The organism is Amycolatopsis ponsaeliensis, assembly GCF_030182635.1.
Classification (GTDB): Bacteria; Actinomycetota; Actinomycetes; order Mycobacteriales; family Pseudonocardiaceae; genus Amycolatopsis; species Amycolatopsis ponsaeliensis.
Genome location: NZ_JAPZLD010000002.1, coordinates 175,475 through 194,731, shown reverse-complemented (window position 1 = coordinate 194,731; position 19,257 = coordinate 175,475). Strand labels below are relative to the sequence as shown.

Below are 19,257 nucleotides of genomic sequence, written 5' to 3'. Positions count from 1 at the left end.
CTTACCAACATGAGCCGAGAGTTCGCGATCTATTGACTCAGTGTCCGATTCGTCTTATGGTCTAGACCACAATTTCCTTCGCTCGAACAACTTCCCGACGCGGCGGGCGTGCTCGCCGCGACTTCGTCGTACCCGGCGGCGGGAAACCGAGCCTGTCCCCGAAGGAGCTGGTATGAACCGCAAACTGGTCGCGGCCGCGGCGGGTGCTGTCCTGGCCCCCGTCCTGGTGGTGGTGAGCCCCGCCGGAATCGCGAGCGCGCACGGCTACGTCAACTCCCCGGCGAGCCGGCAGGCGCAGTGCGCGCAGGGCACTGTGTCGTGCGGCGACATCACGTACGAACCCCAGAGCGTCGAGGGGCCCAAGGGCCTGAAGTCCTGCGACGGCGGCAACGCGAAGTTCGCCGAGCTCAACGACAACGGCAAGGGCTGGCAGGCGTCCCCGGTCGGCACGACGGCGACGTTCACGTGGACCTTCACGGCCCGCCACCGCACGACCGACTACGAGTACTGGATCGGCAACGAGAAGGTCGCCGACGTCAGCGGCAACAACGAGCAGCCGCCGGAAACCGTTTCGCACGAGGTGAACCTGAGCGGCCACCCGGGACGCCAGACGGTGCTGGCGGTGTGGAACATCGCCGACACGACGAACGCGTTCTACTCCTGCATCGACCTGCAGGTGGGTTGAGTCCCCGTCCACCCGGGAGCGCGCGGCTCCCGGGTGGACGGTCATCCCGCGGCGCTGACGAGCCCCGTCCGGTAGGCCAGCACCACGGCCTGGACCCGGTCCCGCAGGTCGAGCTTGGTGAGGATCCGCGAGACGTACGTCTTCACCGTCTCCACGCTCAGCACCAGTTCGGCCGCGATCTCGGCGTTCGACAGGCCGCCGGCGATCAGTTCCAGCACCTCCCGCTCCCGCGGCGCCAGCCGGTCCAGCGGACCGTCGGCGGGAGCGGCCGGCTGGATGCGGTCGGCGTAGCGGCCGATCAGCATCCGGGTCACCGCCGGGGAAAGCAGCGATTCGCCGCGCGCGACCGTGCGCACGCCTTCGGCGAGCTCGGCCAGGGGCGCGTCCTTGAGCAGGAACCCGCTCGCCCCGGCCCGCAGCGCGTCGTAGACGTACTGGCCGACGTTGAACGTCGTCACGATCAGGACCTTCGCCGGCACCTCGGCGTCGGGTCCGGCGACGCGGCGGGTCACCTCGATCCCGTCCAGGAACGGCATCTGGATGTCCATCACGACGACGTCCGGGCGCAGCCTGCCGATCTCGGCGAGCGCCTCGCGGCCGTTCGCGGCCTCTCCCACCACCTCGAGATCCGGCTGCGCGCCGAGCACGGCCACGTACCCCGCGCGGATGAGCTGCTGGTCCTCGCAGATCAGCACCCGGATCGGGCCGTCGGTCATCGGTCGCTCCTCAGCGGAAACTCGGCCGTGGGGAACGCGGCGCTGACGCGGAATCCGTCCGCCGACGGCCCGGCGGTGAACCGGCCGCCGAGCGCGTCGACGCGGTCGCGCAGCCCGGTCAGCCCGCGTCCGCCGGAGCCGAGAACGCCGGCGTCGGTCGCCGGACCCCGGGTGGTCACTTCGATTTCCAGGAGGTCGGCACCGTAGCCGACGCGCACCGTCGCGGGACGGCCGGCGGCGTACTTGGCCGCGTTGGTCAGCGCTTCCTGCACGATCCGGTACGCGGTGAGCTCGGTTTCCGCCGGCAATGCCGTGCGTTCGCCGGACTCGACCAGCTCGGCGTCCCGGCCCGGCTGTTCGACGAGGCCGCGCAGCGCGCCCAGGCCCGGGGTGCGCGCGCCGGTCGCTTCGAGGACGCCGAGCAGGAACCGCAGTTCGGTCAGGGCGTCGCGACCCGAGCCGGTGATGGTGGCGAGCACTTCGGGAAAGCGTTCTGGCGGAAGGTATTGGGCCGCGTCGGCTTGGACCACCATGGCCGTCACGTGGTGGGTGACGACGTCGTGCAGTTCGCGGGCGAGCCGCGCCCGTTCGTCCGCCGCCGCGGCCCGCGCGGTGAGCCGCCGCCGTTCGGCCTCCTGCCGCCGCCGTTGCCGCACCAGGGCGCCCAGCGACCAGAACAGGGCCAGCACCGCGTAGTAGACGACGTAGGTCAGCAGGTCCGACGGGGATCCGCGCAAGGTGACCAGGACCGCGAAGACGACGTACCCCGCCGACACCGTCGCGGGCAGCGCCCGGCGGAACCGCTCCTCGCGCGCTCCGGCCGAATAGAGCGCGAAGTACAGCGCCAGACTGCCGATCGTCGGGGGATAGGCGAGCACTTCGTGTGCCGCGAAACAGGTCGCGACGATCGCGAGGGTCAGCGCGGGCCATCGGCTGCGCACCGCCAGCGGGAGCGTCTGGCCGAGCACGAGCACGATCGCCGCGAAACCACCGGCGTGCCTCGGCAGATCGCCGAACTGGGCCCCGATCATGTCGAGTCCCGGCACGAACGCGGCGGCCGTGACGGCCGCGGCGAGGGCCCGGTCGCGGACGTCCGGAGTCACCCCGGCCCATCGGTTCCGGAGACGTCCCAGCGTCGGCATGCGCGGGAGCCTAGCGAGGCCGGGCCTTTCCCGGGGCGGTGGGCATCGCCGGACGTCGTGAAGGGCACCCTCATGGCCTTTACGGCCATGAGGGTGCCCTTCACGACATTCGGGCCGGAGCCGTCACTGCCGCGTGACGTCGGTGCAGTCGAGGTCCTTGTCCGGCAGCCGGCCGGTGTCGAGGAACGCCACGGTGGCGTTGTCGGCGCAGGCCGAACCCTCGTGGTAGACGTAGTGCCCGCCGTTGTCGACGCCGACGAACGCGGCGCGGTTGCCGAGTGCGTGGCGCAGGCCGATGCCGGAGTCCCACGGCGTGGCGTGGTCGCGGCGGTTCTGCAGGATCAGCGTGTTGCGCGTGCCTTCCGCGGTCACCGCGACCGGCTTCTCGGCCGGTTGCGGCCAGAACGCGCACGGCCAGATGTTCGCCGGCATGCCCGCGGTCAGGGGCCAGGTCTTCCGGTCCGCGGCGGTGCGCTGGGCGTAGCTGCCGACGTCGTGGGACCACTCGGCGTCACCGCAGGTGAGAGCCAGGAACATGGTCGCCTGGTTGTCCGCGGGAACGCCCGGGGTGGCCGGGGAGTCGGCGAACACCTGCGTGAGCACCTTGCCGTCGGCTTCGGTGACGTGACCGTCGGCCAGGTCCGTGGCGGCCTTCCAGACCTGGGCGAGCACCGGCAGGGTGTCGTTGTGGATCAGCAGCGCGTAGGTGACGCTGCGCAGCATCGCCCCGCTCAACGACTGCGGCGTGCCGGGAACCGGCGCCGGCCGCTGGTCGAGCCGATCGACGAGTGCGAGGTAGGCCTGGGTGACTTCGGCGGGGGTGGCGCCGAGCCCGAGAGCGCTGTTCTGCGAGGCGGCGACGGCGGCGGCGTCGGGGAACCGTTCGGCCATGCCCTTGCCCCAGCTCTCCGCTTCACCGGCCCAGACGTGGGCGGGATCGACGTTGCCCTCGAGGATCACGTGATCGGCCCGGTCCGGGTAGAGCGCGTTGTAGACGGCCCCGAGGTAGGTGCCGTAGGACTGGCCCCAGTACGAGATCTTGGCTTCACCGAGGGCATCGCGGACGCGGTCGAGGTCGCGGGCGGTGTTGGCGGTGGTGAAGAAGCGCAGGTTCTCCCCGGCCTGGGCGGCGCACTTCCCGGCCGTGGCGCGAGCGGCTTGGACGTTCGCGTCGATCGAGCCGTCGGCGGCGGGGTAGGGGAAGAGCGCGGCGACACTGGGGTTCTCGAGGCCGCAGCTCTGCGGGGTGCTGGTCCCGACACCGCGCGGGTCGAAGCCGATGAGGTCGTAGCCGTCCAGGACGGACTTCGGCAGCGTCGGGGCCATCGCGCCGGGCGTGTCGAGCCCCGCGAGCGCCGGGCCGCCGGGGTTCAGCAGCAGGACACCGTGGCGCTTCGCGGGATCGGCGGCACCCAGCCGGGAGATCCCGACCTCGATCGTCGTGCCGTCCGGACGGCCGTAGTCGAGGGGGACTTTCACTTTCGCGCAGGTGAGCCGCGGATCCCGGGTGACACCCGGCGCCGCCGCCGGGCACGGTCCCCACGCGAGCGCCGCGGCGGCCGGGGTGTCTTCGTCGTCCGCGCTGTCGCACGCGGCCACGCCGAGAACGGTCAGCGTGGTGACCGCCAGGGCCGCGGCGAACCGATGGCCCCGTAACCCGCGTGTCTTCCTCATGGTGCTCGCCCTCCGATTCCGGCGGCGGCGGCCCTGGTGGCTCCCCGCCTGCCTCGAGGCGACGAAGCTACCGAGATCAGGAGTGCGGAAACGTCACCCCGGAGCGAGCAGGCCGGGTAGCTCGCAAGGGGGACAAAAGCTCATGCGGGCAGCGGTGACCAGTGGCGTCCGACGTGGATGGGAGAGCCGGTACGAAGGGCTGGGGGCACCGATTCACCGGACAGATCGGCTGAATTCCGATGGTTTCGCGGTGTTCCGTCAAATGGATCTACTTTGGGGAATTGTGACCTGGTTCCTCGATCGGGGATTTGATCACGTTGAGGTGCTGAATGATCGGATTGGTGCTCGAAATTGAGTTATTATGGATGGCTTCAAGCAATCCTGGGGGCATCCGATGGCCAAGCGAACAGCCGGACATCCTCGCCGCTCGCCACGAGTGGCGGGGCGACGGGTGAGCACAGTGGTGCAAGCCAGGTCGAGGTGGCAATGGCTGAAAACCGTGAAGGTGGGGATCTTGGGTGCAGGGGCGATGGCTGCCGCCATCAGTGCCGTTGTTGCGTTGTGGCCGGCACGTGATGTAAACGACAGTGCGGCGGTGGCGGTTCGCGCGACATCGGGCATCCCGTTGAGTGAGTATCAGCATCGTAATGGGGGTGGTAGCCCTCAAGGAGCGGGAGTCGGTGGAACGGCTTCTCCAACGCCACAGACCAGCGCGAGCAGTAGTGATCCGCAGTCAACTGCCAGTCGGACGGAGCCGACGATGACCTCGCAGTCGGCGCACTCGTCGACCGTTCAGCCGTCGACAAGCGTGACTATCACGAGCGAGTCTGCCGGTCGGCCGCAAACACACCTGAAACTTCCGGGTGGGCTTGATGACAAGGCGGTTCGTTCTGCTGCAGATGAGGTCATGAAGGGCGCCGGTTCTGACGTGCCGGTCGATCTTGTGTTGTTGCCTGCAATCGTTGGCTACTCCACGGATCTGGCCGGAAACCGCGTGCCGCCCGACCAAGTGGCGGAGCGAGTACTCAAAGTGCTCTCGGACGCTCGGCACACGGATGATGCTCGAGAACCGGTTGGTGTTGCGCTCAGTGCCGATGTCGAATTGAGCGGGCTTCGCGGTAAGACGGTGGTGCTTACTTGGGAGATGTGGCAGGTCGACGGGAAGTTTCGGCTTCATGGTGACTGGCTGAACACGAACCTCGCTTATGAGCTGCGGCCGTCGACTGACCATGATACGACGTCGGTTGACCTTTGGGTGCCGCTCCCGAAGGATCCTGGGGAGTACAAGGTCCACGTCGATCTCACTCTCGACGGCCGGAACGTCGCAAGCAATGAGAGTCCGCCGTTCAAGTGATAATCGCACGCTTGCGGGTGCCGATCAGTCCGCTGATCGCGGTTTTTTGCCGTGGGTGGCGATGAAGCGGGCTTTCTTCTGGCGATTCCCGCACGTGTTCATGTCACACCATTTGCGGGTGCGGCTTTGGCTGGTGTCGAAGAAAGCGGCTTGGCAGGTCGGCGATGCGCACAAGGCCAGTTTCCCGTCGCGTTCGCCCGCGATGATGCTGATCGCGTCGGCGGCGATCACGCCCAGGGCGTCTTCCACGCGGGAAGCCGAACTGAGCTGCCAGCGACGCTCACCCTCGGGCGTCAGGACGGCCGCGGCCCGGCCTTGAGCGCTGCGGTCGTTGATGACTTGCACAGCGGACGCGGGGAGAGCGTCCTGGGTCGCGGCCGCTGTCGCGGCGGCGTGGATCGACTCCCTCAGTTCCCGGGCGAGGTCGAGCTGAGCCGGGGTGCAGGAGTCCACGGCGAGGCCGTACACCGCCAGCCAGTCGATGAGCCGGTGCGGTGTGGGAATGCGTTCCACGGCTTCGCCATGACGCTCCGACAGCGTCCCCGTGAAGCTGGTCGCCAGCACGGTACCGAGGCGAAATTCCGGGAACTCGACGCGCATGGAACCAGCTTAGCAGGTTGCCGGAAGGTAAGAAGGCATGTTAGAACCGTCTAAGCCGGTTCGCAGCAGGGCGTAGCCGGTTCCGCGACGGCCAGGAGGTCTCATGCCCCGTCCCACCAGCGACGTGCAAGCATTCGAAGCCCACGCGACCGACGCCGACCTCGACGATCTGCGTGCGCGGCTGGCCGCGGCGCGGCTGCCGGAGGCCGAGACGGTCCACCGCCCGGCGTCCGGCCCTCGGCGATGGGACCAGGGCGTTCCGCTCGCCGACCTCGTCGAGGTCGTGGACTACTGGCGCACCGGGTACGACTGGCGGCCGTTCGAAGCGCGCCTCGACCGGATCGGCCAGTTCCGCACGACCATCGACGACCTGGGCATCCACTTCCTGCACCGCCGATCCGCGCGCGCGGACGCCACCCCGCTGCTCCTGACGCACGGCTGGCCGGGCAGCATCGCCGAGTTCGTCGACGTGGTGGACGAGCTGGCCGATCCGGAAGACGCGGCCGCGCCGGCGTTCCACGTCGTCGTGCCGTCGTTGCCCGGCTTCGGTTACAGCGACAAGCCGGCCACCACCGGGTGGGGAACCGAAAAGATCGCGGCCGCCTGGGTCGAACTGATGGGCAGGCTCGGCTACCGCAGGTTCGCCGCGCACGGCGGCGACTGGGGAGGCAACATCACCACGGTGCTCGCCGGCCGGTTCCCGGCGCACGTTCTCGGCATCCACACGACGTTCGCGGAGGGCCCGCCCGGGCTGAGCACGGACAGGTTGACCGCGCTCGAGCGCAAGTGGACCGAGGAAACCCGCGACTTCTGGCACCACCGCGCGGCGTACGCGAAGCAGCAGGCCACCCGGCCGCAGACCATCGGCTATTCGCTCGTGGACTCCCCGGTCGGGCTGCTCGCCTGGATCCTCGACAAGTTCGCCGAGTGGTCGGACACCGAAGACAGCCCGTTCGAGCGGATCTCCCTGGATCGCATTCTCGACGACGTCACCCTGTATTGGCTGACGCGCAGTGGTGCGTCGGCGGCGCGCATCTACTACGAAAGCCACAACTCGCTCGACCCCGAACTCCGGGTCGACGTCCCGGCGGCCATCAGCATGTATCCCCGCGACATCGAGAAGTGCCCGCGCCCGTGGGCGCAGGAGCGGTACCGGCAGATCGTCCGGTGGAGGGCGCCCGAAGCCGGGGGACATTTCCCGTCGCTCGAGGTCCCCGGATATTTCGTCGAAGATCTGCGAGCGGGCCTCGCGGCGGTGCTGGCCGCCGGTCGGTGACCGGGCTCGGCGCTGTCGCCGGATTGTCGACGGGCCGTGTCACGGTGGCTTCCTGTTCCGGTCGACCGACATCGGCGACAGCCGGTTGGGGAGGACGAAAATGAGAGTTTTGCGCATGGGCGGGCTCGGATCGCGGGGCCTGCGGGTGGCCACGAGCCTGGTGGTGGCCGCGGGAACGTGCGTCGGGCTGCAGGTGGCGACGGCGGCGCCCGCGGCGGCGGTGGGCACGGTGCAAGTGGTCGTGGGGCCGCTGTCGGCAGGCAACTCGCAGTCGCCGAAGTTCGCGCCGTCGGCGGTGTGCCCGGCCGGTACCAAGGTCCTCGGTGGGGGTGGCTGGGCGCAGGTCCAGGCGACGACACCGGAGTCGGAGCGGGTGGTGCTGTCCGAGATGCGCCCGGCACCCTCGACGACCGGCGGCCGGGACAGCTACGAAGCGGGCGCGTTCGAGCTGTCGCCGGGGACGACCGCCGACTGGGCGGTGCAGGCGTTCGCGATCTGCGCGCCGCCGATCGCGGGGATGCACCTGGTCGTGGGCCGCTCGATTTCGTCGAACTCCACGCAGATCGCCCGGGCGGACTGCGGGTCGGACAACGAGGCGGTGCTCGGCCTCGGCTCGCAGATCCTGGGCGCCGACGGGCAGGCCACGCTGGTCTACGAGTTCGCCGAGACCTTCCGCGTGGCACAGGTGAAGGCACTGGAGGACGCCGACGGGTTCGGCGGCATCTGGGAGCTCGACGCGTTCGCGGTCTGTGCTCCCTTCCCCCGCAACTACGGGACCAGTTTCGGGCTTTCGTTGCCGACGACCCCGAACTCCGACCCGGTCCAGGTCGCTTTTTCCCGCTGTGGCAACGGGAACGGCAGCAAGACGCTGGGCATCGGTGCCGCGATCAACGTCCCGCTTCCCGGGACCGGCCTGCAGGTGGTCTTCCCGGGCAGCCAGCTGGAGTCGGCGGCGGTGGAGGCGACGCCGACCAACGCCACCTGGGGGCCGACGGCGGTACAAGGGATCTGCGGCGACTGATCCCCGGGCCGGCGCCACTTTCGGCGCCGGCCCGTCACGTCCGTCGCTCGGCGGTAACCCGCTCACGGAGCCCGGCGGCCAGGCCGGCGACGGTCAGCAGATCCAGGAGCCCGCCGCCGTACTCGGCCAAGCGCCGGCGGCGGACTCCGGCCAGGCGGAAGCGAAGGTGGACGCGGGTGCCGTCGCCGTCCGCGACGAGGTGGATGGCCCAGCTGAGCTCGAGCCGCCCGCGGGTGGAGCGGTGGACGAGGCTGTGCGGCGGGTCGTGGGTGACGATCTCGAAGGTCGCGTCGCGGCCGCCCCAGTCGTCGATCACGTCGCCGGGCCGCAGGTGCTGCAAGGTGGGGTCGATCCGGCGCAGGGCGCGGCGACGGCGGGGGAGGAGCGCTTCGACCCAGGTGGGCAGATACCAGCCGGCGCGGTTCTTGCCGAGCTGCGCGAACCACGGCCACACCCGCTCGGGCGGGGCGGGCAGGGTGAAGCCGCGGTCCATCACGACATCGGGGTGCGGCACGAGATCGTCACCGGCCGCGGCCGCGGAGATTTCCGTGGAGCGGGGTGCGACTCCGAGGCTGAACACCATGGTCCATTCTCACTCAGGACGGCGGCACCCGCCGCTCATGTCGTGGCTATGCGCGGCGATGCTTGCCCGGTGGTGTGGTCAATGTGGTGCGGACGGCTCGTTCGACCAGGATCGGGACGAACGCGTGGATGCGGGCGCCGGTGAACCGGGCGCGTTCCCGGCTGACGAGGTCGTGCAGCCGGGTCCGGGTCACGTCGGTGTAGTCGTGGCTGAGCCGGTCCTCGAGCTGGCCGAAGTGGATGTCGAGCTGTTCGGTGGCCAGTGTGTCCAGGGTCGGGGTGCGCATCGCGATCCTTCCTGCCGACTGGGGCCGTCTGCGGTGGGGTGCCCCGGGGAAGCGACCAGAGGGTGAACCTGAGGTGAATGCCGCATGGCGGGCGGTTTCGGTGCCGCGGTGCACGATCGGCAAGGCGGCGTCATCCGGTCTCGTGAGTCCTTTCCCTTTCGGGGCGCGCGGTCACGGAATGCCGCGCGCCTGCGGCTGCGGAGGGTGGCGATCACCGTTCTCGGCCGGGGACGGCAGGTCCTGGCTAGCGTGGCGCGCTCCGGCTCTTCCCGAACGAAAGGACTTCGATGTCCCAGGACCTCCTCGAACGCAAGTGGTCGAACTTCTTCCGGCACTTCGACGCCGATGGCAACGGCTTCATCGAGCACGACGACTTCGTGCTGCGGGGTGCTCAGGTGGCCGCCGCGTTCGGGTACGCCACCGAGACGCCCGCGGCGCAGGCGGTCACGTCGGGTTTCCAGCGCGTCTGGGAGTCGCTGGCCGGCAACCTCGACACCGATGGTGACGGCCGGGTGTCGCGCGAAGAGTTCACCGGTGGCATGACCGTCTTCGCCGACGGGGATCGCTACCAGGACCTGTTCCAGCCGGCCATCGACGCGCTGCTGGCGATGGGCGACGCCGACGGCGACGGGCAGCTCAGCCAGGCGGAGTGGGTGCGCCTGCAGATGGGTTACGGCACCTCGGAATCCGATGCCGAGTACACGTTCGGCCTGCTCGACGCCGACGGCAGCGGTTACCTGACCCGCGATGAAATTTCGGCTGCCACCCGGCAGTACTTCACCAGCACCGACCCGGAGGCTCCGGGCAACGGCCTGTACGGCCCGCTCGCTTGACGACCGCACCGCACCGGCCGCCGCGTGACGGTGGCCGGTGCGGTCGGTCGCGAACCGGCGGTGGTCAGGCAGGCGGCCAGTTCCGCAGGGCGACGTCGGCCACCTGCAGGAGTTCATCCCGTCCGGCGCCGCCCGCGGCTTGGACGGCGATGCCGTTCGCCACCGTCATGAGGTACCGGGCGAGCAGCCCCGGATCGGCTCCCTCGGGCAGGTCGCCTTCGTCGACGGCTCGCCGGAACCGGTCCTGGAGGTGCAGTCGGCCCTTGTCGCGCCAGTCGGTGAGGGTGTCGCGGGCGGTTCGCCCGGCCTCGCCCGCGGCCAGCGAGCCCTGGACGCCCAGGCATCCGGAAGGGCAGCCGGGGCGGGTGGTCGCCCCGACCGAGCCGGCGAGGAACGCCGTCGCGACCTCTCGCGCCGTCGGCTGCCGCAGCGCCCGGGCCACGTAGGCCGCTGGGCCTTCCTCGTAGCGCTCCAAGGCTTTGCGGAACAGGTCCTCTTTGTTGCCGAAGGCGGCGTACATGCTCGTCTTCGTGATGCCCATGGCGGCGGTCAGTTCGGTCAGGCTGGCGCCTTCGTACCCCTGCTCCCAGAAGACGACCATGGCCCGCTCGAGCGCCGCGTCGGCGTCGAACCCGCGTGGCCGGCCGATCGGTGTCTTCCCGGCGGTGTCCATGGCTCCGATCATACCCCTTCGGTACCGGTCGGTCTGGAAGTGCTACGGTCGAAATCTGTACCGATCGGTGCTGAAATCTGCGGAGGTTCGGACATGGGAAAGCTGCAAGGAAAGACCGCCGTCGTCACCGGCGGCGGCACGCGGGGGATCGGCCGGGCCACCGCCGCCCGGCTGGTCGCCGAAGGCGCGCACGTGTTCATCACCGGCCGGCGCAAGACCGAACTCGACGAGGCCGTCGAGATCATCGGCCGGGACGTCACGGCGGTGCCGGGGGACATCACGGACCCGGCCGACCTGGACCGCCTCTACGACGCGGTCCGCGATCGCGGTCAGGGCCTGGACGTGCTGTTCGCGAACGCGGCCACCGCCGCCTTCGCGACGCTCGAGCAGGTCACCGCGCAGGAGTACGACCGGATCTTCGACGTCAACGTCAAGGGCACGCTCCTCACCGTGCAGAAGGCGCTGCCCCTGCTCAACGACGGCGCCTCGGTGATCCTGAACGCCTCCACCGCCGCCGACAACGGCACCCCGGCCTTCGGCGTGTACGCGGCGTCCAAGGCCGCCGTCCGGTCGTTCGCGCGGACCTGGGCCCACGAGCTCACGGGCCGGGGCATCCGCGTCAACGCCGTCTCGCCGGGACCGATCGACACCAACGGGATCACCGAGCTGGTCGGCGAGGAGAACGAGGACGAGTTCAAGGCGAAACTGGCCGGCGACATCGCGATCGGCCGGATGGGCCACCCGGACGAGGCGGCCGCCGCGGTGGTCTTCCTCGCCTCCCCGGACAGCAGCTTCATCATCGGCAGCAACCTGTACGTCGACGGTGGCGAGAACCAGATCTGACGGCGTCGCGGCGCGGCTCCCGGCCACCGTCACTGTCCGAAGTGGACGAGCCTACGCTCGCGTGAACCCGTGGCTCCGCTCCACTTTGGCCACGTGCAGCGTGTAGCTCCGGTACCACTCGTCCCGCCTGCGCCGCGCGGTGCTCGGTGTCGGTCCGCCACCGCGTGAGGGCGTCGGCGTCGCGGAAGTACCCGACCGTGATCGACAGCCCGCCGGGAGTCTGCGCGTGGTCCATCCCCAGGTACCCGGGGACCTCCTGCACGAGCTCTTCCATGCGCGCGTTGGTCTCGCGGTAGCCGCTCTGCTCCTCGGTGCGCACCGTGGTGAAGACGGCCACGTAGTAAGGGGGTTCGAAAGCCTCGACGGGCGCCGCCGGGTGATCGCTCATTTCGTCACCGTAAGGTGGGATGCGCCGGACGAGCCAGCGCATTTCCCGGGCGGCGACCTCGGATCGGACGAAGGAGACCCAGACCTTGCCCTTGGTGCACGCTCTGTGGTCGCCGGGCCGGGGTCTGCTGCTCTGGGCCGAGCAAGACCGGCGCCCGGCCGGCACGTCGAGCCGTTCGGCGCGGATGGCGCTTCCACATCCGTTCGCCGTCTCCAGCGCGCGGCTGACCGCGCTGCACCCCGGCAAACCCACGTCGGCGACGTTGCTGCTGCCGTCGCGGGCGAACCGGCCGCTCGCCTCCACCGAGCCGGGCGGCAAGCGGCGTGGCCCGGCGCCGTCGTTGCGGCCCTGGTCGGTGCCCGCGTTGATCGTGGACGCCACCGAGCTGGACGACCTCGACGACTCGGCCTCCTACGGTGCTTCGGTCACCTACCTGCGGGCGGTGGCCCGCCTGGCCACGGATCTGGTGGGGCGTGGACGGGTCCTGCCGACGCTGGTCCGCCAGGGCGACGCGGCGGAGGCCCGGTGGCGCCCGGTGCTCCAAGGCGTGGACTTCGTCGCGTTCGACGCACTGGTCGCGGCCATGCCGCCGGTCGGGCGGGCCGAGCAGGTCGCGCCGCTCACCGGGGCCTCGCCGCGCGCGCTCGTCACCGATGCCCTGCACACCCTGGTCGACGCGACCGTCCGGGACCGGCTGGCGCGCGCGGATCCGCCCGTCGACCTGCGCGGAGGCCGGGGCACGGCCGGGGTGTGGCTGGCCGCTTTGCAGGGCGGTGCTCCCCGCGTCGAGCTGCCGCTGGCCGAGCTCGGTGTCCTGGCCGACGCCGTCGCCAAGTGGGACGAGGTCGCCGACACCGACGTCGTCGACGGCCGCGCGTGTTTCCGGCTGGCCGAAGTCGGCACCCTGCGGCCGCCGGACGCGGACGACCCCGACGACCAGACCGGCGACAGCACCAAGTGGCAGCTGCAGTTCCTCCTGCGGGCGACGGCCGATCCGAGCCTGCTGCTGTCGGCGGGGCAGATCTGGTCGGGCGAGGCGCACGGGCTGGTCAGGGACCCGAAGGGACTGTTCGTCGCCGAACTGGGCCGGGCCGCGCTGGTGGAACCGATGCTGGCGCCGGCGTTGCGCCGGACCCAGCCGTCCGAGTACGACCTGACCGTCGAGGAAGCCGAACAGTTCCTCACCTCGGGCGCGACCCGGCTGGTCGAGGCCGGGTTCGAAGTGCAGCTGCCGGCCACCTGGGACGGCCGGCGACGGCTCGGGCTGCGGCTCTCCGTCCACAGCACGCCGTCGGAGCAGGTCGTCACCCGCAGCCGGGTGGGCCGCGACGAGCTGGCCGCGTTCCGCTGGTCGATCGCGGTGGGCGACGTCGAAATCAGCGAAGAAGAGCTGCTCAGGCTCGTCGCGGCGAAGACGCCGCTGGTGCGGTTGCGGGGCCGGTGGATCAGTGTCGACGCCGACCGGCTCCGCGCCGGTCTCGAGTTCCTGCGCCGCGACCCGCACCGGCACGCCCAGGGCATCACCGCGGCCGAGCTGCTGGAGCTCGTCCACGTCGGGCAGGAGACGCCGCTCCCGGTCACCGGCGTCAGCGCCGGCGGCTGGGTCGGGGACGTCCTGGCCGAGCGGGTCCACCAGGAACTGCGGCCGGTCGCGCTGCCGCCGTCGTTCCGGGCCACGCTGCGCCCCTACCAGCAGCGGGGCGTTGCCTGGCTGGCTTTCATGTCATCGATGGGGCTCGGCGCGTGCCTGGCCGACGACATGGGCCTCGGCAAGACCGTCCAGACGCTGGCGCTCGAGGCCGTCGAGCGGGCGGACGACGATCGCGGGCCGACGTTGGTGCTGTGCCCGATGTCGCTGGTCGGCATGTGGCAGCGGGAGGCGGCGAACTTCGCCCCGGGCCTGCGGGTCCACGCCCACCACGGCAGTGCCCGCGCGCACGGGGACGCGCTCGCCGAGCAGGTCGCCGCGGCCGACCTCGTCGTCACGACCTACGCCACCGCCGCCCGTGACGCCGACGAGCTCGAGAAGTTCACCTGGCGACGCCTGGTGCTCGACGAAGCGCACGCCATCAAGAACGCCGACACCGCGACGGCCAAGGCGGTGCGGCGGTTCACGGCCGGGCACCGGCTCGCGCTGACCGGCACCCCGGTGGAAAACCGGCTGGCGGACCTGTGGTCCGTGCTGGACCTGCTCAACCCCGGGCTGCTCGGCAGCAGGTTCGAGTTCCGGCAGCGGTTCGCGGCCCCGATCGAGCGCGGCGGCGACACCGCGACGGCCGCCGAGCTGCGCCGGCTCACACAGCCGTACCTGCTGCGCCGGGTGAAGACGGACCCCGCGATCGTCCCCGAGCTCCCGGAAAAGCTCGAAATCCGGCAGGAGTACCGGCTCACCCGCGAACAGGGCACGCTCTACAGCGCGATCGTCGACGAGATGATGAAGAAGATCGAGAACAGCCAAGGCATCAAGCGCCGCGGCAACATCCTCGCCGCGATCACGAAACTCAAGCAGGTCTGCAACCACCCCGCGCACCTGCTGCACGACGGCTCCCCGATCGGGCAGCGCTCCGGCAAGGTCATCCGCCTCGAAGAGATCCTCGCGGAAATCCTGGCGTCGGGCGATCGGGTCCTGTGCTTCACGCAGTACACGGAATTCGGCCACCTGCTCGTGCCCCACCTGTCGGATCGGCTCGGCACCGAAGTCGCGTTTTTGCACGGTGGTCTGGCAAAGGGGGCGCGGGACGCGATCGTGGAACGTTTCCAGGCCGGCGACGGGCCGCGGATCCTCTTGCTCTCGCTCAAAGCAGGCGGCTCGGGGCTGACGCTGACCGCCGCCAGCCAGGTCCTGCACCTGGACCGCTGGTGGAACCCGGCCGTCGAGAACCAGGCCACCGACCGGGCGTTCCGGATCGGGCAGGGACGGACCGTCCAGGTCCGGAAGTTCGTCTGCCCGGGCACCATCGAGGACCGCATCGACACCCTGATCGCCAGGAAACGCGCGCTGGCGGGCATGGTCGTCGGCGAGGGCGAAAGCTGGCTCACCGAACTGTCCACGGACGCACTGCGCGGGGTGCTCACCCTGGGGGAGGACGCGATCGATGACTGAGCCACTCCCGTGGTGGGCGACCCGGTTCATCCGGGCGTTGACAGCGATCGGCGTGCTCCTGCCTGCGAAGGCCCAGGGGCGCGTCGTGTCGTTGGAGGTCGGCGCCGGGCGCGTCGACGCCGAGGTGCAGGACGATCGCCCTTACCAGGTGCGGATCGGGCTGACGGCGTTCGGGAAAGCGGACTGGGCGACGATCACCCATGCGCTCGCCGCGAAGGCGTCGGCCACGGTCCAGCTGCTCAGCGGCGAACTGCCCCGAGACGTCGAACAGATCTTCAAAGCGGTCCGGCTGCCCTTGTTCCCGTCGTCGGCGCGGGAGGTGTCACTGGACTGCACCTGCCCGGACATCGAGGTGCCGTGCGGCCACCTGAACGCCGTGTTCTCCGCGCTCGTGGCGCAGGTCGGCGACGATCCGTTCACGATCCTCGCGCTGCGCGGCCGGGACCGCGAAATGCTGCTCGAGGAGTTGAAGAACCGGCTCATCTCCGCCGAGCCGCTCGATCCCGAAGACCGGTCTCCGGCCCTGACCGAAGTCATGGACACTTTCTTCGACTGCGGCCAGGCGCCGGGCCTGGGCGGCGCGGCGCCGTTGCACGGGTCTCGGACGGCGTGCGACGCGCTGCTGGACCAGGCCCCGCCGTTCGCGATCACAGCGGGCGGCGAAGACGTCGCCGAGCTGCTCCGGCCGGTGTATCGGGCACTCGCCGGTGCGTCACTTCCCGGGCACGGGGTCCCGGGGTGCGCGCACGTGTGATCGGGCGTGCGTCACCGCTTCCTCGAAGCTGGTGAACAGGTGGTCGCCGTGGCGGAGCTTGCCGAGGGCGCCGGTGGCGGTCAGCAGGTGCCGGTGGTGCTGCCGGATGCCTTTGACCAGAACGGTGACACCGCGTGCCTCGAGCTCTTCGATGGTTTCGCCGAGGGCTCTGGCCCCGGTCGCGTCGAGGATGTGCAGCCCCGACAGCCGGAGCACGACGACGTCGACGCCGTCGGCGGTGCCGGAAAGCTCGGTGAGGACGCGTTCGGAGGCGCCCCAGAACATGGCGCCCTCGAACCGGAACACCGCGATGTGCTCGTCGCTGGCGGTGGCGGGTCCCGGCAGGGGTTCGCGCCGGGCCTGCGCGGCGCCGGCGAGGTGCCGCAGGGCGAAGAAGGCGGCGACGAGCAGGCCGATCTCGACGGCGAGGATCAGGTCGGCCGCGATGGTCACGAGCGCGGTCGCGCCGAAGGTCACGGCGCTGGACCGGCTCGCGCGGACGACTTCGCTGATCGCGGCGCGCGGCACCATCCGCAAGCTGGTGACCATGAGGACGCCGGCCAGCGCGGCCAGGGGAATCCTGGACACGAGCCCGGTCGCGGCGTAGATCACCGCGAGGATGACGAGGGCGTGGGTGATGGCCGAGAAACGGGTGCGGGCGCCGGAGCGGACGTTGACCGCGGTGCGGGCGATCGCGCCGGTGGCGGGCATGCCGCCGAAGAGGCCGCTGGCGATCGAGGCGAGTCCCTGCCCGACGAGTTCGCGGTCCGGGCGCGTCGGGCCGACCGGTGGGCCGCCGCGGGTCATCGTCGCGGCCACGCGGGCGGAGAGCAGGGATTCGATCGCCGCGAGGGCGGCGACCGCGACGACGGCTCCGGCGAGGTCGCGGACCGCGCCGGGGGTGAACGACGGCAACGCGGGGGTCAGCGCGCTCGGCAAGCCGCCGATCCGCGGGACGGGCGCGTGGAGGATCTCCGCGGCGACGGTCGCCACGGCGACCGCGATCAGCGACGCCGGTATTCCGCGGTGCAGCTTCGGCAGCGCGAGCATGAGCACCGCGACCAGCGCGACGGTGGTCGTCGTCCAGACGGCGGCGCCGTCCCCGGTCACCGCGTGCGCGACGGCCTTTCCCGCGGCCAGCAACGGGTTCTCGCCGGCTGGCGCGGTCGTGCCGACGGCGGAGGGGACTTGCTGGAGGAAGATGATGCAGGCGATCCCGAGCGTGAAGCCTTCGACGACCGGCCAGGGGAGGTAGCCGACCAGCCTGCCGAGCCGGGCGGTGCCGGCGACGAGCACGACCAGCCCGCCGAGGACCGCGACGAGGGCCACCGAGGACGCGCCGTGGGCCGCGACGATCGGGGCCAGCACGACGGCCATCGCGCCGGTCGGCCCGGACACCTGGACCGGGGAGCCGCCGAAGACCGCGGCCACGATCCCGGCCACGACGGCGGTGACGAGCCCGGCCGCGGGGCCGGCACCCGAGCTGACCCCGAACGCCAGTGCCAGCGGAAGGGCCACGACGCCGACGGTGACCCCGGCGAGGAGGTCCGCGCGCAGTACCGGGGGACGGAAGTCGTAGTCGTCCCGGCCGGGGAGCAGGTCCCGGGCCGCGGCGAGGACGCTCACGCCCGGTGCGCGATCGCGTCGAGCACGGCCTGGGGGCTCGCGCCGGGCAGCGGCGGCAGCTCGCGGGCGGCGGCCAGCTGGTCCGAACCGGGCCGCAGACTCGCCAGCAGGAACGCCCGCGCCACCACGAGGAGCTCGGCGACCAGCGGCTGCGCGAGCCAGTATTCGACGGCGTTCCCGCTGCGCGTGGACGTGACGACCCCGGTGCGGCGCAGGACCGCGAGGTGCTGGGACAGCTGCGAGGCTTCGCAGCCGGTCACATCGAGCAGCCGGGTCACCGGCGCGCCCTCCTCGCCGGCCGCGGCCAGCACCTCCAGGACCTGGATCCGGGTCGGGTGGGCCAGGCATTTGAACAGGTCGGCCTTGATCCGGTAGAGCGGCTCGGTCGTGCGGGACCTCGCGGGCATGGGCACCTCCTGGATTGATGATTCTATCAATCCATCAATCCGGTCTCCGACCGCACCTGCTCGCGGCCGCGTCGCGCTCGGCTCGATGTCTTAGGTCCCATCGCACGAGGTCCTCGGGCACTGCCCGCCTCCGACGGTGAAGGGCGAGAGTGGGCTGATCGAGCGGGGCGGCAAGTGCTGCCCGGACGGAGGCGTGTCGTGCGGTTGGGTGTGGCGGGTGCTCTGGTCGGTGGCGCGTACCGGCGCGGCGATGTCGAAGTGGACCGGGAAAGCGGTCTGGTGACCGCGATCGGCGTGGCCGGTCCCGGCTCGGGGATCGCCGTTCCCGGCCTGGTCGACCTTCAGGTCAACGGATTCGGCGGCGTCGACTTCCTCAACGCCGACGTCGATGGGTACGCCCACGCGAGCATGGCCCTGGCCCGCACGGGGGTGCTGGCCTACCAGCCCACGCTGATCACCAGCCGGCCCGAGCAGACCGTGGCCGCCATCGAGACCGCCGCCAAAGCACAGGCGGCGCCGGGCGGTGCGCGGATTCTCGGCGTGCACCTGGAGGGGCCGTTCCTCTCGCCCGCCCGGCCCGGGACCCATCCGGTCGCTCTGCTGCGGGCGCCGGACACCGCACTGCTGGGGCGGTTGCTGGCCGCCGGGCCGGTCACACAGGTGACCCTGGCCCCGGAACTGCCCGGCGCGCTCGACGTGGTCCGCGCCTGCGTCCGGGCCGGTGTGCTCGTGGCCTGCGGGCACAGCGATGCGACGGCGGCCGAGGCGCACGCCGCGTTCGACGTCGGCGCGCGGTCGGTGACGCATCTGTTCGACGCGATGCGCCCGTTCACCCATCGCGACCCGGGCATCGCCGGTGCGGCGCTGACTCGCGACGACGTCTTCGTCGGGGTGATCGCCGATCCCAGCCACCTCTCCCCGGAAGCGGTCCGGCTGGCCTTCCAGGCGGCGCGTGAGCGGGTCGTGCTCGTCACCGACGCGCTGGCCGCCGGTGGTTGCCTGGACGGCCATTACCGGCTCGGCGACGTGGAGTTCGACGTGTCCGGTGGCACGGCGCGGCGTGCTGACGGCACGCTGGTCGGCACCACGATCACGTTGCTCGACGCGGTCCGCGACGCCTGCGCGGCGGGGATATCACTGGAGATCGCGGTCAACGCGGCGACCCGCACCCCGGCCGAGCTGTTCTCGCGAGGCGACATCGGCTTGCTGCGTCCGGGAAACCGCGCGGACGTCCTCGTGCTCGACGACTCGCTGGCCCTGCGCACCGTCTTGCGCCAAGCGCGAGAGCTGTGA

Annotated in this window: 19 protein-coding genes; 9 read left to right on the top strand and 10 right to left on the bottom strand. The window is 71.0% G+C overall.

All coding sequences use genetic code 11. From position 1 onward, the window contains the following. The first annotated feature begins 172 nt into the window (after positions 1-172). Positions 173-685, top strand: coding sequence for a lytic polysaccharide monooxygenase auxiliary activity family 9 protein (locus tag QQ657_RS03790; protein ID WP_284740620.1), 513 nt, complete (start codon positions 173-175; stop codon positions 683-685). 41 nt (positions 686-726) lie between these two features. Here QQ657_RS03790 and QQ657_RS03785 read toward each other — a convergent pair whose 3' ends face one another. The 3 genes from QQ657_RS03785 to QQ657_RS03775 all read right to left on the bottom strand — a co-directional run bounded on the left by QQ657_RS03785 (position 727) and on the right by QQ657_RS03775 (position 4,217). Further along, the gene (locus tag QQ657_RS03785) at positions 727-1,401 is read right to left on the bottom strand and encodes a response regulator (RefSeq protein ID WP_284740619.1); all 675 of its coding nucleotides are present in this window, start codon (positions 1,399-1,401) and stop codon (positions 727-729) included. Further along, positions 1,398-2,543: a sensor histidine kinase gene (locus tag QQ657_RS03780; protein WP_284740618.1), complete on the bottom strand. Its 1,146-nt coding sequence runs from the start codon at positions 2,541-2,543 to the stop codon at positions 1,398-1,400. The genes QQ657_RS03785 and QQ657_RS03780 overlap by 4 nt, the downstream gene beginning before the upstream one ends. 123 nt (positions 2,544-2,666) lie before the next feature. Further along, positions 2,667-4,217 (bottom strand): alpha/beta fold hydrolase, encoded by a 1,551-nt coding sequence (locus QQ657_RS03775; protein ID WP_284740617.1) that lies wholly within the window; start codon positions 4,215-4,217, stop codon positions 2,667-2,669. A 760-nt stretch (positions 4,218-4,977) separates the two neighbouring features. Between QQ657_RS03775 and QQ657_RS03770 the strand changes: the two genes are divergently transcribed. Next, positions 4,978-5,571: a hypothetical protein gene (locus QQ657_RS03770; protein WP_284740616.1), complete on the top strand. Its 594-nt coding sequence runs from the start codon at positions 4,978-4,980 to the stop codon at positions 5,569-5,571. A 24-nt stretch (positions 5,572-5,595) separates the two neighbouring features. On the opposite strand, the gene QQ657_RS03765 is transcribed toward QQ657_RS03770, so the two are convergent. Continuing rightward, positions 5,596-6,171 (bottom strand): CGNR zinc finger domain-containing protein, encoded by a 576-nt coding sequence (locus QQ657_RS03765; protein WP_284740615.1) that lies wholly within the window; start codon positions 6,169-6,171, stop codon positions 5,596-5,598. Between the two features lie 103 nt (positions 6,172-6,274). Here QQ657_RS03765 and QQ657_RS03760 point away from each other — a divergent pair, with 103 nt between their 5' ends. Both QQ657_RS03760 and QQ657_RS03755 read left to right on the top strand, forming a co-directional pair. Next, positions 6,275-7,447, top strand: a complete 1,173-nt coding sequence (locus QQ657_RS03760) for an epoxide hydrolase family protein (protein ID WP_284740614.1) — start codon at positions 6,275-6,277, stop codon at positions 7,445-7,447. A gap of 100 nt (positions 7,448-7,547) precedes the next feature. Next, positions 7,548-8,468, top strand: coding sequence for a hypothetical protein (locus QQ657_RS03755; RefSeq protein WP_284740613.1), 921 nt, complete (start codon positions 7,548-7,550; stop codon positions 8,466-8,468). Positions 8,469-8,502: 34 nt separating this feature from the next. Here the strand turns inward: QQ657_RS03755 and QQ657_RS03750 are convergent, their stop codons facing one another. After that, entirely contained in the window at positions 8,503-9,051 is a 549-nt protein-coding gene (locus QQ657_RS03750; protein ID WP_284740612.1) for an SRPBCC family protein, read from the bottom strand. A 46-nt stretch (positions 9,052-9,097) separates the two neighbouring features. Continuing rightward, the gene (locus QQ657_RS03745; protein WP_284740611.1) at positions 9,098-9,337 is read right to left on the bottom strand and encodes a three-helix bundle dimerization domain-containing protein; all 240 of its coding nucleotides are present in this window, start codon (positions 9,335-9,337) and stop codon (positions 9,098-9,100) included. Between the two features lie 287 nt (positions 9,338-9,624). Between QQ657_RS03745 and QQ657_RS03740 the strand changes: the two genes are divergently transcribed. Further along, positions 9,625-10,170: an EF-hand domain-containing protein gene (locus tag QQ657_RS03740; RefSeq protein ID WP_284740610.1), complete on the top strand. Its 546-nt coding sequence runs from the start codon at positions 9,625-9,627 to the stop codon at positions 10,168-10,170. Positions 10,171-10,234: 64 nt separating this feature from the next. On the opposite strand, the gene QQ657_RS03735 is transcribed toward QQ657_RS03740, so the two are convergent. Beyond that, the gene (locus QQ657_RS03735) at positions 10,235-10,843 is read right to left on the bottom strand and encodes a TetR/AcrR family transcriptional regulator (RefSeq protein ID WP_284740609.1); all 609 of its coding nucleotides are present in this window, start codon (positions 10,841-10,843) and stop codon (positions 10,235-10,237) included. Positions 10,844-10,936: 93 nt separating this feature from the next. On the opposite strand from QQ657_RS03735, the gene QQ657_RS03730 reads away from it, so the two are divergent. Continuing rightward, entirely contained in the window at positions 10,937-11,686 is a 750-nt protein-coding gene (locus QQ657_RS03730; protein WP_284740608.1) for an SDR family NAD(P)-dependent oxidoreductase, read from the top strand. Here the strand turns inward: QQ657_RS03730 and QQ657_RS56635 are convergent. Next, positions 11,640-12,074: an antibiotic biosynthesis monooxygenase family protein gene (locus QQ657_RS56635; RefSeq protein WP_350310633.1), complete on the bottom strand. Its 435-nt coding sequence runs from the start codon at positions 12,072-12,074 to the stop codon at positions 11,640-11,642. The genes QQ657_RS03730 and QQ657_RS56635 overlap by 47 nt on opposite strands. A gap of 85 nt (positions 12,075-12,159) precedes the next feature. Between QQ657_RS56635 and QQ657_RS03725 the strand changes: the two genes are divergently transcribed. Together QQ657_RS03725 and QQ657_RS03720 are read left to right on the top strand one after the other, a co-directional pair. After that, on the top strand, positions 12,160-15,177 hold the full coding sequence (locus QQ657_RS03725) for a DEAD/DEAH box helicase (protein ID WP_284740901.1): 3,018 nt from the start codon (positions 12,160-12,162) through the stop codon (positions 15,175-15,177). After that, the gene (locus tag QQ657_RS03720) at positions 15,170-15,931 is read left to right on the top strand and encodes an SWIM zinc finger family protein (protein WP_284740607.1); all 762 of its coding nucleotides are present in this window, start codon (positions 15,170-15,172) and stop codon (positions 15,929-15,931) included. The genes QQ657_RS03725 and QQ657_RS03720 overlap by 8 nt, the downstream gene beginning before the upstream one ends. Here the strand turns inward: QQ657_RS03720 and QQ657_RS03715 are convergent. Then, positions 15,890-17,557, bottom strand: a complete 1,668-nt coding sequence (locus QQ657_RS03715) for a SulP family inorganic anion transporter (protein WP_284740606.1) — start codon at positions 17,555-17,557, stop codon at positions 15,890-15,892. The two genes, QQ657_RS03720 and QQ657_RS03715, sit on opposite strands and share 42 nt — an antisense overlap. Continuing rightward, complete coding sequence (locus tag QQ657_RS03710; protein WP_284740605.1) at positions 17,554-17,964, bottom strand: ArsR/SmtB family transcription factor; 411 nt, start codon at positions 17,962-17,964, stop codon at positions 17,554-17,556. The genes QQ657_RS03715 and QQ657_RS03710 overlap by 4 nt, the downstream gene beginning before the upstream one ends. A gap of 198 nt (positions 17,965-18,162) precedes the next feature. Here QQ657_RS03710 and nagA point away from each other — a divergent pair, with 198 nt between their 5' ends. Then, positions 18,163-19,257, top strand: a complete 1,095-nt coding sequence (gene nagA / locus QQ657_RS03705) for an N-acetylglucosamine-6-phosphate deacetylase (RefSeq protein WP_284740604.1) — start codon at positions 18,163-18,165, stop codon at positions 19,255-19,257.